The sequence below is a fragment of the Streptomyces ardesiacus genome (genome assembly GCF_003112575.1).
In the GTDB taxonomy this organism is placed as follows: Bacteria; Actinomycetota; Actinomycetes; order Streptomycetales; family Streptomycetaceae; genus Streptomyces; species Streptomyces ardesiacus.
Genome location: NZ_BEWC01000011.1, coordinates 213,453 through 226,299 on the forward strand (window position 1 = coordinate 213,453; position 12,847 = coordinate 226,299).

Here is a 12,847-nt window from a genome sequence, read left to right on the forward strand (position 1 = left end):
GGGCCGCGTCCGGGCCGGGGCCTACACCGGCCGCTGCAGCACCGTCAGGCTCCGGTCCAGCAGGGTCAGCCGGTCGCCGGCCTGCACCTTCGGGCCCGTGCCCGCGGGCACCCCCTCCGTCAGGGCGGTGTCGACGACCACCTCCCACTGCCGGCCGTGGTCCACCGGCACCACGAAGTCCAGCGGCCTCGGCGAGGCGTTGAACATGAGCAGGAACGAATCGTCCGCGATGCGTTCCCCCCGGGCACCGGGCTCGGAGATCGCGTTGCCGTTCAGGAACACCGTGAGCGCCGAGGCCCGCGCGGAGTTCCAGTCCCGCCGGGTCATCTCGGTGCCCTCCGGGGTGAACCAGGCGATGTCCGACAGCTCGTCGTAGGTGCCCTGCACGGGGCGGCCGTGGAAGAAGCGGCGCCTGCGGAAGACCGGGTGGTCCTTGCGCAGCCACACCATCGCGCGGGTGAAGCGCAGCAGGTCGGGCTCGTCCTCGGGCCATGCCACCCACGCCAGCTCGTTGTCCTGGCAGTAGGCGTTGTTGTTCCCCCGCTGGGTGCGGGCGAACTCGTCGCCGTGGCTGATCATCGGGACGCCCTGGGAGAGCAGCAGGGTGGCGACGAAGTTCCGCATCTGCCGCGCCCGCAGCTCCAGCACCGCCGGGTCGTCCGTGTCGCCCTCGACGCCGCAGTTCCAGGAGCGGTTGTGGCTCTCGCCGTCGCGGTTGTCCTCGCCGTTGGCCTGGTTGTGCTTGTCGTTGTAGGCCACCAGGTCGTGCAGGGTGAAGCCGTCGTGGCAGGTCACGAAGTTGATCGAGGCCAGCGGGCGGCGGCCGTCGTCCTGGTAGAGGTCGGAGGACCCGGTCAGCCGGGAGGCGAACTCCGCCAGCGTGCGCGGCTCGCCGCGCCACAGGTCCCGCACCGTGTCCCGGTACTTGCCGTTCCACTCGGTCCACAGCGGCGGGAAGTTGCCCACCTGGTAGCCGCCCTCGCCCACGTCCCACGGCTCGGCGATCAGCTTCACCTGCGAGACCACCGGGTCCTGCTGCACCAGGTCGAAGAAGGACGACAGCCGGTCCACCTCGTGGAACTGCCGGGCCAGCGTGGCCGCGAGGTCGAAGCGGAACCCGTCCACGTGCATCTCGGTGACCCAGTACCGCAGCGAGTCCATGATCATCTGGAGCACGTGCGGGGACCGCATGAGCAGCGAGTTCCCCGTCCCCGTGGTGTCCATGTAGTAACGGGGGTCGTCGGCCAGCCGGTAGTACGAGGGGTTGTCCAGCCCCTTGAAGGACAGCGTCGGTCCCAGGTGGTTGCCCTCGGCGGTGTGGTTGTAGACCACGTCCAGGATCACCTCGATCCCGGCCTCGTGCAGCGCCTTGACGGCCGACTTGAACTCCAGCACCTGCTGGCCGCGGTCGCCCCAGGAGGCGTAGGCGTTGTGCGGGGCGAAGAAGCCGACCGTGTTGTAGCCCCAGTAGTTGTTGAGCCCCATGTCCACCAGGCGGTGGTCGTTGACGAACTGATGGACCGGCATCAGCTCCAGGGCGGTCACCCCCAGCCCCGTGAGGTGCTCGATGAGCGCCGGGTGCGCGAGGGCCGCGTAGGTGCCGCGCAGCTCCTCCGGGAGGCCCGGGTGCCGCATGCTCAGGCCCTTCACGTGGGCCTCGTAGATCACCGTGTGGTGGTACTCCGTCCGGGGGCGGCGGTCGTCGCCCCAGTCGAAGTACGGGTTGACCACGACCGACGTCATCGTGTGCGGGGCCGAGTCGAGGTCGTTGCGCCGTTCGGGTTGGCCGAAGTGGTAGCCGTACACCTCCTCGCCCCACTGGACCGCCCCGCTGATCGCACGCGCGTACGGATCGAGGAGCAGCTTCGCGCTGTTGCAGCGCAGCCCGCGCTCGGGGGCGTACGGGCCGTGCACGCGGTACCCGTACCGCTGCCCCGGCATCACGCCCGGTACGTACGCGTGCCGCACGAACGCGTCGCTCTCCCGCAGCTCGATCGCCGTCTCCGAGCCGTCGTCGTGCAGCAGACACAGCTCTACTCGGTCGGCGGCCTCCGTGAAGACCGCGAAGTTGGTGCCGGCGCCGTCGTACGTGGCACCCAGTGGATACGCCTCTCCAGGCCAGACCTGCATGAACACGACTCTTTCAGGTGTGGGGCGCCGGTGCGGACGCCTTGGCTCCGAGTCCCCCGGAAGTCTCCCCGAAAGTGAGGCGACCACCTAGCACGTACGTCCTCCTACCCACCCGAGGGCGTTCTCCTTCGTCCGGGCCCCGGGCGGGCCTCCGGCCCCGTTCGCCGCACCCCGCCCACGTCACCGCTATGACTCCGCTCACTCCCCGGTGTGAGCACGCAAGGAACACGCCTGTGGACCAAGGAGGTTGGTGAAAACCGGGCCGTCCATCGGGCTGCACCGCGGACCGTCGGCGGAGTACCCTTCCTTGATCGTTGGGACGGGGAGTCCCCGGCGGAGGCCGGAGGAGCGGAAGGCGGTACTCGGGTGGGCTCGGGAGGGCTGGAGCTGCCTCCTGGTGACGAGAGTCATCAGGAGGACTCCACGGACGTCCCGCCCGGTGCGGTGTCCCTGGCGCGGCCGATGAACGCGGGCGCGATCGGTCCGGAGCTGGACTGGGACTCCGACGCCTGGCACGAGGTGCGCACGCGCGCGCAGCGGGCGGGCCGGGCCTACATCTGGCTGAACCTCGTCGAACAGCGGCTGCGCGCGGTGGTGGCCGCCGTCCTGCGGCCGGTCTACGAACCGGTCCACGGCGACGACTGGGTGGTCGCCGCCGCCGGACCCGCCGGACAGGAGTGGGTGCAGCGCGCGGTCGCGGTCCGCGAGGTCAGCCGCCGCAAGGGCTACCTGCTCGACCCGGCCGACGACAACGTCCTCAGCTTCCTGACCCTGCCCCAGTTGCGCGAGCTGATGGTGCAGCACTGGCCCTGCTTCGAGCCCTACGTGGACGAGCGCCGCGACGTCGAACTGGCCCTGGACGAGCTGGAGGTCACCCGCAACGTCGTCTCCCGCAACCGGGCCCTGTCCGAGGCGGTGCTGAACCAGGCCGAACGGGCCTCCGCGCGGCTGCTCGAAGTCCTCGGCGCGGGCAGCGACGTGCCGTCGGCGCGGCGGCTCCCGGTGGACGCCGTGGAGGACCTGGTCGGGGACCGCTACGCCGACGTGGTCGCCGTGCACTCGGACCGGGTGCGGCTGCTGCGCCAGTTCCCGGCCGAGGACCTGTTCGGCAACGCCCGCCGTGTGGACGCCCTCGGCATCGGCCTCAACCTGCTCGTGCAGAACTTCTCCGGCCGCCGCCTGCTGCGGATGGCCGAGGCCGGCGGCCGGGTGCGCCTGCTCTTCCTGAACCCGGCCTCCAGCGCGATCAAGCGCCGCGAGCGCGAACTGGGCATCAAGCGGGGCGAGCTGAGCCGCGCCGTGGAGATGAACATCCTGCACATGCGCCGGGTGCGCGCCCGGCTGCGGGACCCCGGTGCCTTCGAGATCCAGGTCTTCGACGAGACCCCCCGCTTCACGGCCTACCTCGTCGACGGGGACGGCGCCGACGGCATCGCGGTCGTGCAGTCCTACCTGCGCCGCACGCGGGGCATGGAGGCACCGGTCCTCGTCCTGCGCAACGGGCGCAACGGCGGAAAAGTGGTGAAGTCGGACCGGGTCGACGAAGGCGGGCTCTTCCCCACCTATCGGGAGGAGTTCGAGCTGATGTGGGCGGATTCGCGCCCGGTGTCCTGAACGTCGCTTTCCGCGGCCGGAGAGGGCACAAGCGGAACGCGGTCCTCTGATTGTCAGTGGCCCGTGGGAGGGTGGAGACCACTGGGGGAAAGCACCACCAAGAAGGGGGACCGCCCATGGGCCGGCACCGGGAGCTGCTGATCGGCTTCGACCTGGAGACGACGGGCACCGATCCGCACGAGGCGCGCATCGTCACGGGAGCCGTCGTCGAGTTCAGAGGCGCGGAGCCGCTCGGCCGGCGGGAGTGGCCGGCCGACCCCGGTGCGGAGATCCCGGCGGACGCGGTGGCGGTGCACGGCATCAGCGACGAACGCGCGTCCGCCGAGGGCCGCCCCGCCGACCGGGTCGCGGACGCCGTCGCCGCCGTCCTCACCGACCACTGGAAGGCAGGCGTCCCGGTCGTCGCGTCCAACGCGGCCTTTTGTGCACGCACTCCGAGTACGTCTCAGGTGCTTCAGGGTGCTCTGGTGGGTGGGGCCCTGTGATGAGCTGGATCAGCGGGCCGTTGGTGGCCTTCGACCTGGAGACCACGGGGACCGACATCGAGACCGACCGGATCGTCACCGCGGCCGTCGTGACTGTGGACGCGGATGAACGACCGCCGGAGGCCCGGACGTGGCTGCTCGACCCGGGGGTGACCATCCCGCGACAGGCTTCGGCCATCCACGGCATCTCCACGGAACACGCCCGCAGGAATGGGGCCGCGGCGGCTCCCGCGATCGAGGAGATCACCTCGGCTGTCGCCGAAGTGCTGAACTCGGGGACTCCGCTGGTGGTGATGAACGCCCGGTACGACCTCTCGCTGCTTGACCGCGAGTGCCGGCGGCATGGGATAGAGCCGTTGGCCAAGCGGTTGTCCGGAGGGGCCTCGCTGTCGCCCGTCATTGACCCGTTGGTCCTGGACAAGCACGTGGACCGATACAGGAGGGGGTCACGGAATCTCCAGGCGCTCTGCGAGCACTACGGCGTGCCGCTCAATGACGCGCACAACGCCGTTGCGGACGCGGTGGCCGCAGCGCGTGCGGCGCGATCCATGGGCATCAAACATTCGGTCATAGGAACGCTGGGGCCCGCGGAGCTGCACGATCTCCAGGTCCGTGCGGCGGCCGAGCAGGCGGCTTCCTTGCAGAGGTACCTCCGCCGGACCTCGAACCCCGAGGCGACGATCGAGTCGGCCTGGCCCGTCGTGCCGTATGCGGGGGTATCACTGAGGTGAGCCCGAAAGGGGCCACAAGAGGGCGAGGCGGGGGTGCGGGACACTGATCTGCGGTACCAGCGAGTGCCGCGCCGAGCCAACGGCCCATCGCGACGACGTCTCCGCCTCGCGGGGTGTTTCAGCCCCCGGCGCACAGTGCGTGGTCGATCAGGGCGCTGGCCGCGTTCTCCTGCTCCCTTATGTGCTGCAGGGTGTCGCCGCGTGCCTCGGACATGGAGACCACGGCGCTTCGCCTGCCGTCATCGGTGACGCCGTTGAGGGTGATGTAGCCGCCGTCCCCTCCCTCGTGGCTCCAGTACGTTCCTCCGCAGCTCAGAGGGCGTTCGACCAGTCCGAGGCCGTATCGGCCGCCGGGCCACAGCTGTTGGACCTCCGCGCTCACGGGGACGGTCTGCTTCATCTTGGCCAGCTGCCGTGCCGGCAGCAGGCGGCCGTCGAGCAGCGCGCGGAAGAAGCGGTTCTCGTCCCGCGTGGTCGTGACCCACGACAGGTTGTCGTAGTCCACCGGTATCTGGTCGGTGACGTCCACCCGGGAGCCGGGGCTGAAGAGTTGGTAGGCCTGGGCGTGGGGCCGGGGCAGGGTGGGCGAGGTGCCCGTCCACCGGGTCTGGTCGAGGCCGAGCGGGCGCAGGATGCGGTCTTCGATCTCCTGGTGGGCGGGGTGCCCGGTGGCCTTCTGGACGATCATGCCGAGCAGCACGTAGCCGGTGTTGGAGTACGCCCAGCCCTCGCCGGGCGGGAAGTCCGGCGCGTGGGCCATGGCGCGGGCAACCAGCTGCTCGGGGCTGTAGACGTCGTGGCGCTGCTGGTAGTACTCCTCCGGCGTCGTGTATCCGGGCAGGTCGTCGTGGATGCCGCTGGTGTGCTGGAGCAGTTGGCGGATGGCGATCCGGCTGCCGTCGTTGCCGTTGCCCCGCACCACTTCGGGCAGCCAGTGGTCGACCGTGTCGTCGAGAGACAGCGTGCCCTCGGCCTCCAGTTGGAGGACCACGGTGGCGACCAGCGTCTTGGACGTGCTGGCCATGCGGAAGTAGCCGTCGGAAGGGACCGGGCGGCCGGTGTTCACGTCGGCGGTGCCGCTGGTGGCGACCGACTGGCGACCGTCGGGCGCGATCACGCGGGCCTGCACACCGCTGACGCCGAGGGCGTGGATCGCCTCCGTGTCCCGACGCAACTGCGCCACGGGGGAGGGGTAGGCGGGCTGGGCCACGGCGGTGGTCACCTCGATGGCGAGGAGCGTAGTGACGCCGAGCGACACGGCGAGGTGCTTTCGCAGAGTCCAAGTCATGGCTGAACGCTAAGTTCGCCCCCAACGGGACGCGATCCGGCACACCCCATGATCGGAAGGGGGACACCCCCAGTGCGGGTCGTCACCGGTCCGGTGTCGAACTGCCGGGCATCATCGAAGGCCAGGCTTCCCCCCCCGCGAGCGCGGGCGACCCGGTGGGCGGCCGAAGGCCGTCGACGACGACGGGCGGACCGAGGCGCTCCCACGGGGGGCGTGCCGGGTCAGAAGGGGTACCACCGCACCGTCGGGTCCTCGTCCCGCAGCGACGCCACCCTGCGTTCGAACTCGGCCAGCGCCTTCGGGTTGCTCGGCGCGTGCTGGGCCACCCATGCGCAACTGGCGGTCTCCCGGGCGCCGCGCAGCACCGCGCAGCCGTCCCAGTCGCGCACGTCCCAGCCGTAGGTCGCCGTGAAGGCGTCGTACGCCTCGGCGGGCAGCCCGTAGCGGTCCCGGCTCAGCGCCATCACCACCAGGTCGTGCTCGCGCAGGTCGGCGGAGAAGGTCTCCAGGTCGATCAGGACCGGCCCGTCGGGACCGACGTGCACGTTGCGGGGCAGCGCGTCCCCGTGGATGGGGCCCGGTGCCAGGTGCGGGGTGAGCGCGGCGGCGGCCGACGCGAAGCCGTCCCGGCGCTCGCGGAGATATGCGGCGTCCGCGGGGTCGATCACGTCGCCCGCGAGGCGCAGCCAGCGTTCCACACCGCCCAGCAGTTCGCGGGGCGGCAGCCCGAAGGAGGAGGGGAGGGGCAGTTCGTGGACGAGCCGGAGCAGCGCGGCCACGTCCCGGGGCTCGGTGGGCCGCACCGGGTCGGGCAGCCGCCGCCACACCGTCACCGGGTGCCCGTCGACGATCAGCGCCGTCGGCTCGGCCGCCCGCACCGCCGGGACGCCCTCCTCCTCCAGCCAGAGCGCGACGGCCAGTTCCCGGCGCGCCCGCGCGAGCAGCTCGGCGTCGCGGCCCACCTTCACCGCCAGGCCGCCGGCGGCGAACACCGCGTTCTCGCCGAGGGCCAGCAGCCGCGCCTCCCGCGCCGGGCCGGGCAGCACCCCCGCCGCGGCCAGCACCTCCCGCGCCCGTGCCTCGTCCATCGCCTCGCGCCTCCGTGTCCGTGCCGGTTCCGGCCATGCCGGGGGCCAGTGTCGCATTCGCACTGGTGGGAGCGCGTACGCGGGCCTCTTGACGGGACGCGGTCACTTCACGACCATGACGAGGCCCGTCCGAGCCGTGCGAAGGGGTTGGCCGTGTGACACCGGTGACCGAGTCGAGGAGACCGGCGCGCCGTGCGCCCGGCCCGGACGCCCCGCGGGGCGGACCGGACCACGGCGCCTGGTTCCTGGTGCTGCCCGCGCTCGTCCCGATCCTGGTCCTCAGCGTGGGACCGCTGCTCTACGGCGTCCTGCTGGCGTTCACCGACGCGCAGTCGGGCCGTACGGAGCCCACCCGGTGGATCGGCGCCCTGAACTTCCAGGACCTGCTGCACGACACGCTGTTCTGGGAGTCGTTCCGGATCGGCCTGGTGTGGGCCGTCGGGGTCACGGTGCCGCAGTTCCTGCTCGCGCTCGGTCTCGCCCTGCTGCTCAACCAGAACCTCCGGCTGCGCTGGCTGGCCCGGGCCCTGGCGATCATCCCCTGGGCGATGCCCGAGGTCGTCGTCGGCATCATGTGGCGCCTGGTCTACAACGCGGACGCCGGCATCCTCAACGAGACCCTGCGCGACCTCGGCCTCGGCGACGGCCACGACTGGCTCAGCGGCTTGGGCACCGCCCTGCCCGCCGTCGTCGTGGTCGGCGTCTGGGCCGGCCTGCCGCAGACCACGGTCGCCCTGCTCGCCGGCCTCCAGAACACCCCGCGCGAGCTGCACGAGGCGGCCGCCGTGGACGGCGCGGGAGCCTGGCGCCGCTTTTGCACGGTCACCTGGCCCGCCCTCAGGCCCGTCGCCCTCGCCATCACCGCCCTCAACGTCATCTGGAACTTCAACTCCTTCGCCCTGGTCTACGTGCTGACCAACGGCGGACCCGGCGGACGCACCCGGCTGCCCATGCTCTTCGCCTACGAGGAGGCCTTCCGCTACGGGCAGTTCGGCTACGCGGCGGCGATGGGCTGCGTCATGGTCGCCGTGATCTCGATCCTGCTGGCCGTCTTCCTCGCCGGCCGGCTCCGCGGCGGGGACAAGGGAGGTGACGGGGCGTGAGGACCTCGAAGGGCGCCCGCGCGGGCCAGTACGCCGCGCTGCTCGCGTATCTGGTCTTCCTGGCCTTCCCGTTCCTGTGGCTGATCTCCGTCGCGTTCAAACCGCCGCGCGAGCTGGCCGGACTGCATCCCACCTGGATCCCGGAGAACCCCACCCTCGACAACTTCCGGCAGGCCTTCGACGAGCAGCCGCTGCTGCACGCCGGTCTCAACTCCCTGGTCGCCGCCCTCGGCGCCGCCGTGATCGCGGTGCTGGTGGCGACCCCGGCGGCGTACGTCATGGCCCGTCGGCGCGGCCGGTTCGCCAAGGCGGCCACCGGATGGGTCGTGGTCAGCCAGGCCTTCCCCTTCGTCCTGCTGATCATCCCGCTGTTCCTGGTCCTCAAGAACCTCGGCCTGATCAACTCGGTCGCCGGTCTGGTCATGGTGTACGTCGTGTGGTCGCTGCCGTTCGCGCTGTGGATGCTCGCCGGATACGTCCGCGCCGTGCCCCGGGAGCTGGAGGAGGCCGCCGCGGTCGACGGCGCCGGACCCCTGCGCACCCTGGTGTCGGTGACCGCGCCGCTGCTCGCGCCGGGGATCGTGGCGACGGCCCTGTTCGCGTTCGTCACCGCGTGGAACGAGTTCTTCTTCGCGCTGGTGCTGCTGAAGACCCCGGAGAAGCAGACCCTGCCCGTGGTGCTCACCCACTTCATCGGCGCCGAGGGCGTCGCCGACCTCGGGCCGCTCGCCGCGGCGGCCTTCCTCGCCACCCTGCCCTCGCTGGTGGTCTTCGCCCTCGTCCAGCGGCGGATCACGGGCGGCATGCTCGCCGGGGCGGTGAAGAGCTGATGCGCACCAGGACCACCGCCCTGCTCCTCGCCCTCGTCCTGCTCCTGGCCGGGTGCGCGGAAGGCGCCGACGACGGCGCCGACGGCCGGATCACCCTCCGCTTCCAGTCCCTGGCCTGGCAGGACGAGTCGGTGCGGGCCACGAAGGAACTGGTGCGGGAGTGGAACGCCGCCCACCCGGACGTGCGCGTCGAGTACGTCCAGGGAAGCTGGGACGGCGTCCACGACCAGCTCCTGACCTCCTTCGAGGGCGGCGAGGCGCCCGACATCATCCACGACGCCTCCGACGACCTCGCCGACTTCGCCCACGGCGGCCGCCTCGCCGACCTCACCGGACTGCTGCCCGCGCGGCTGACGTCGGACATACCGCGGCAGAGCTGGGAGACGGTCACCTTCGGCGACGGCGTCTACGGCGTGCCGTTCCTCCAGGAGCCGCGGGTGCTGATCGCCAACGCGACCCTGCTGAAGGAGTCGGGCGTGCGGATCCCGACGCCCGCGGACCCCTGGACCTGGGCGGAGTTCCGGCAGGTGGCCAAGGAGCTGAGCGGCGACGGGAGGTACGGGGTCGCCTGGCCGCTCAAGGAGCCCGTCTCCGCCACGCTCAACCTCTCCCTGTCCACCGGCGGCCGGCTCTTCCACCGCGGCCCCGACGGCAGGGTGACCGTCCGCTTCGAGGCGGGCGACCAGGTGGTGCCGCGCACCGTCCACGACCAGGTGGAGACCGACCGCAGCGCCTCTCCCACCACCCTGGGCAGCGGCGGCTCCGACACACTGCCCGGCTTCTTCGCCGGCACGTACGCGATGGTGCCGCTCGGCTTCTCCTACCGCCAGCAGATCGAGCAGCAGGCGCCCGAGGGCTTCGACTGGCAGGTGCTGCCCGCCCCGGCCGGCGCCGACGGGCTCACCCAGGGCGTCAGCCCGCAGACCCTGTCGGTCGCCGAGGACAGCCCGCACAAGAAGGAGGCCGTCGCGTTCCTCGACTTCCTCCTGCGGCCGGACCACATGGTGCGCCTCGCGCTCGGCGACTGGATGCTGCCCACCGGCCGCCAGGCCCTGGCCGACCCCGCCCTGCACACCGCCGAACGCGGCTGGGCCACCGGCACCGCCCTCGCCGCGCACCTGCGCCCGGCCCCCGCCCAGTCCGTGCGGGGCTACGCCGAGTGGAAGGACAAGGTGGCGACCCCGGCGCTGCAGGAGTACTACAGCGGGGCGATCGGCATGGACGACCTGCGCCGCCGACTGGAGGAGGACGGGAACCTGGTACTCGCCCGCTACCAGCGCTGACGGCCCCCCGCCGCGGTCCGTCGGCGTCCGCCCCGGCGAAAAGCGGTTGCCCGCCGGGCGAACGCCCATCTAACGTCCCGTCCGTGGCAGCTTTCAACGCGATCTTCAACTCCGGTCTCGGCCGGGGCTGCACGCACGCCATCAGGCTGCGTCGTGGCCCCGGAGCCCTGACCGGCCCGGGGTCCTCCCGCCGCTGACGCACCGGACGCGTTCGACGCGTCCCGGGCGCGCACGGCGGGGCCGAGCCCCCGCATTCCCTTTCTGCCTTCGTCTTCCGGTCAGGGCCTTCGGCTGCCCTTTTCCCCCCTGTCACGGAAGACAAGGACCGCAGGCCATGGCCCGCCCCACCCCGCGTGCCCGCACGCTCTCGCAGAACTTCCTCGCCGACCGCGCCACCGCCGAACGCGTCGCGCGGCTCGCCGCCCCCGACCACTCCCGCCCTCCCCTCGTGCTCGAAGTGGGCGCGGGCCGAGGCGCTCTCACCGAGCCGCTGGCCCGCCGCAGCCTCGAACTGCGCGCCTACGAGATCGACCCCCGGCTCGTCCCCGGCCTCCGCGCCCGGTTCGCGCGCAGCCCGCACGTGAGCGTCGTCGCCGGGGACTTCCTAGCCGTCCGGCCCCCGCGCACGCCGTTCTCGGTCGCCGGGAACGTGCCGTTCTCGCGCACGGCCGACATCGTCCACTGGTGCCGCCTCACCGTCCTGACCTGGCCGTGTCACGCATGGCGGCTGGTGGGCCGGGTGGGCCGCCTCCGCTTCCGCCCGGCGCCGCGCGTCGACGCCGGCGTCCTGCGCATCGAACGCCGTCCCGCCCCGCTGCTCACCGCCGCCGGCCTGCGCGGCTGGGCGGACCTGGTCGAGCTGGGCTTCTCCGGGGTCGGCGGCTCGCTGCACGCCTCCCTTCGGCGCGCCCATCCCCGGCGCCGGGTGGACGCGGCCTTCCGCGCCGCCCGGCTCGACCCCGCCCTGCTCGTCGGCGAGGTCGCCCCCGACCGCTGGCTGCGCCTGCACGAGGAGCTGACCTCATGAAGGAAAACGACTTGCACGAGACGTCTCGTCTCGCTTACGGTCCTCGCATGACCACGCCCCCCGCTCACATCGCCATGTTCTCCATCGCCGCCCACGGCCACGTGAACCCCAGCCTGGAGGTGATCCGGGAGCTCGTCGCGCGAGGTCACCGGGTGACGTACGCGATCCCGCCGCTCCTCGCGGACAAGGTCGCCGAGGCGGGTGCCGAACCCAAGCTCTGGAACAGCACCCTGCCCGGCCCCGACGCCGACCCGGAGGCGTGGGGGAGCACGCTGCTGGACAACGTCGAGCCCTTCCTCGACGACGCCGTCCAGTCGCTCCCGCAGATCGCCCGGGCGTACGAGGGCGACGAGCCGGACCTGATCCTGCACGACATCGCCTCCTACACCGCCCGCGTCCTCGGCCGCCGCTGGGACGTGCCCGTCGTCTCCCTGTCGCCCTGCATGGTCGCCTGGGAGGGGTACGAGCAGGAGGTGGCCGGGCCGATGTGGGAGGAGCCGCTGAAGACCGAGCGCGGCCAGGCGTACTACGCCCGCTTCCACGCCTGGCTGGAGGAGAACGGGATCACCGACCACCCCGACGCCTTCACCGGCCGCCCCGACCGCTCCCTGGTGCTGATCCCCAAGGCGTTGCAGCCCCACGCCGACAGGGTCGACGAGTCGACGTACACCTTCGTCGGCGCCTGCCAGGGGGACCGCACCGCCGAGGGCGACTGGACGCGTCCCGAGGGCGCCGAGAAGGTCGTCCTCGTCTCCCTCGGGTCCGCCTTCACCAAACAGCCCGCGTTCTACCGGGAGTGCGTCAAGGCCTTCGGCGAGCTGCCCGGCTGGCACACCGTGCTCCAGGTCGGCCGGCACATCGACCCCGCCGAGCTGGGCGACGTACCGGACAGCGTGGAAGTGCGCACCTGGGTCCCGCAGTTGGCGATCCTCCAGCAGACGGACCTCTTCGTCACCCACGCGGGCGCCGGGGGCAGCCAGGAGGGCCTGGCGACCGCCACGCCGATGATCGCCGTCCCGCAGGCCGCGGACCAGTTCGGCAACGCCGACATGCTCCGGGCCCTCGGCGTCGCCCGCACGTTCACCACCGAGGCGGCCACCGCCGAGGCGCTGCGCGGCGCCGCCCTCGACCTGGTCGACGACCCGGAGGTGGCGGGGCGCCTGAAGGAGATCCGGGCCCGGATGGCCGAGGAGGGCGGCACCCGGCGGGCCGCCGACCTCGTCGAGGCCGAACTGGCCGCCGCGCGCGGCTGACCCCGCAGGACGCGG

At 72.1% G+C, this 12,847-nt stretch carries 10 protein-coding genes and 1 pseudogene; 8 read left to right on the forward strand and 3 right to left on the reverse strand.

Annotation, left to right across the window (positions count from 1 at the left end; translation table 11 throughout):
• Positions 1-21: 21 nt before the first annotated feature.
• On the reverse strand, positions 22-2,130 hold the full coding sequence (gene glgX, locus Sdi02f_RS32890; RefSeq protein ID WP_055468924.1) for a glycogen debranching protein GlgX: 2,109 nt from the start codon (positions 2,128-2,130) through the stop codon (positions 22-24).
• Positions 2,131-2,496: 366 nt separating this feature from the next.
• On the opposite strand from glgX, the gene Sdi02f_RS32895 reads away from it, so the two are divergent.
• The 3 genes and pseudogenes from Sdi02f_RS32895 to Sdi02f_RS32905 all read left to right on the forward strand — a co-directional run bounded on the left by Sdi02f_RS32895 (position 2,497) and on the right by Sdi02f_RS32905 (position 4,960).
• Complete coding sequence (locus tag Sdi02f_RS32895; protein ID WP_030404136.1) at positions 2,497-3,744, forward strand: DUF5919 domain-containing protein; 1,248 nt, start codon at positions 2,497-2,499, stop codon at positions 3,742-3,744.
• A 116-nt stretch (positions 3,745-3,860) separates the two neighbouring features.
• Positions 3,861-4,166 (forward strand): annotated as a pseudogene (locus Sdi02f_RS32900) (exonuclease domain-containing protein); the annotation flags it as partial.
• 62 nt (positions 4,167-4,228) lie between these two features.
• A complete protein-coding gene (locus Sdi02f_RS32905; protein WP_108934544.1) occupies positions 4,229-4,960 on the forward strand; it encodes a 3'-5' exonuclease in 732 nt (243 codons plus the stop codon).
• Between the two features lie 118 nt (positions 4,961-5,078).
• On the opposite strand, the gene Sdi02f_RS32910 is transcribed toward Sdi02f_RS32905, so the two are convergent.
• Together Sdi02f_RS32910 and Sdi02f_RS32915 are read right to left on the reverse strand one after the other, a co-directional pair.
• Positions 5,079-6,248 (reverse strand): serine hydrolase domain-containing protein, encoded by a 1,170-nt coding sequence (locus tag Sdi02f_RS32910; protein ID WP_108934545.1) that lies wholly within the window; start codon positions 6,246-6,248, stop codon positions 5,079-5,081.
• A 221-nt stretch (positions 6,249-6,469) separates the two neighbouring features.
• On the reverse strand, positions 6,470-7,336 hold the full coding sequence (locus Sdi02f_RS32915; RefSeq protein ID WP_108934546.1) for a phosphotransferase enzyme family protein: 867 nt from the start codon (positions 7,334-7,336) through the stop codon (positions 6,470-6,472).
• 155 nt (positions 7,337-7,491) lie between these two features.
• On the opposite strand from Sdi02f_RS32915, the gene Sdi02f_RS32920 reads away from it, so the two are divergent.
• The 5 genes from Sdi02f_RS32920 (at position 7,492) to Sdi02f_RS32940 (ending at position 12,832) form a co-directional block, all read left to right on the forward strand.
• On the forward strand, positions 7,492-8,439 hold the full coding sequence (locus Sdi02f_RS32920; RefSeq protein ID WP_108934547.1) for a carbohydrate ABC transporter permease: 948 nt from the start codon (positions 7,492-7,494) through the stop codon (positions 8,437-8,439).
• Positions 8,436-9,269 (forward strand): carbohydrate ABC transporter permease, encoded by an 834-nt coding sequence (locus tag Sdi02f_RS32925; protein WP_108934548.1) that lies wholly within the window; start codon positions 8,436-8,438, stop codon positions 9,267-9,269. The genes Sdi02f_RS32920 and Sdi02f_RS32925 overlap by 4 nt, the downstream gene beginning before the upstream one ends.
• Complete coding sequence (locus tag Sdi02f_RS32930) at positions 9,269-10,552, forward strand: ABC transporter substrate-binding protein (RefSeq protein WP_108934549.1); 1,284 nt, start codon at positions 9,269-9,271, stop codon at positions 10,550-10,552. Before Sdi02f_RS32925 ends, Sdi02f_RS32930 begins: the two co-directional genes overlap by 1 nt.
• A gap of 334 nt (positions 10,553-10,886) precedes the next feature.
• A complete protein-coding gene (locus tag Sdi02f_RS32935) occupies positions 10,887-11,579 on the forward strand; it encodes a ribosomal RNA small subunit methyltransferase A (protein ID WP_108934550.1) in 693 nt (230 codons plus the stop codon).
• A complete protein-coding gene (locus Sdi02f_RS32940) occupies positions 11,576-12,832 on the forward strand; it encodes a glycosyltransferase (protein WP_108934551.1) in 1,257 nt (418 codons plus the stop codon). Before Sdi02f_RS32935 ends, Sdi02f_RS32940 begins: the two co-directional genes overlap by 4 nt.
• Positions 12,833-12,847 lie beyond the last annotated feature (15 nt).

Excerpts from the sequence above, each read along its gene's own strand:
- glgX (WP_055468924.1), bottom strand. The coding sequence starts at position 2,130 with ATGCAGGTCTGGCCTGGAGAGGCGTATCCACTGGGTGCCACGTACGAC.
- Sdi02f_RS32905 (WP_108934544.1), top strand. The coding sequence starts at position 4,229 with ATGAGCTGGATCAGCGGGCCGTTGGTGGCCTTCGACCTGGAGACCACG.
- Sdi02f_RS32910 (WP_108934545.1), bottom strand. The coding sequence starts at position 6,248 with ATGACTTGGACTCTGCGAAAGCACCTCGCCGTGTCGCTCGGCGTCACT.
- Sdi02f_RS32915 (WP_108934546.1), bottom strand. The coding sequence starts at position 7,336 with ATGGACGAGGCACGGGCGCGGGAGGTGCTGGCCGCGGCGGGGGTGCTG.
- Sdi02f_RS32930 (WP_108934549.1), top strand. The coding sequence starts at position 9,269 with ATGCGCACCAGGACCACCGCCCTGCTCCTCGCCCTCGTCCTGCTCCTG.
- Sdi02f_RS32935 (WP_108934550.1), top strand. The coding sequence starts at position 10,887 with ATGGCCCGCCCCACCCCGCGTGCCCGCACGCTCTCGCAGAACTTCCTC.
- Sdi02f_RS32940 (WP_108934551.1), top strand. The coding sequence starts at position 11,576 with ATGAAGGAAAACGACTTGCACGAGACGTCTCGTCTCGCTTACGGTCCT.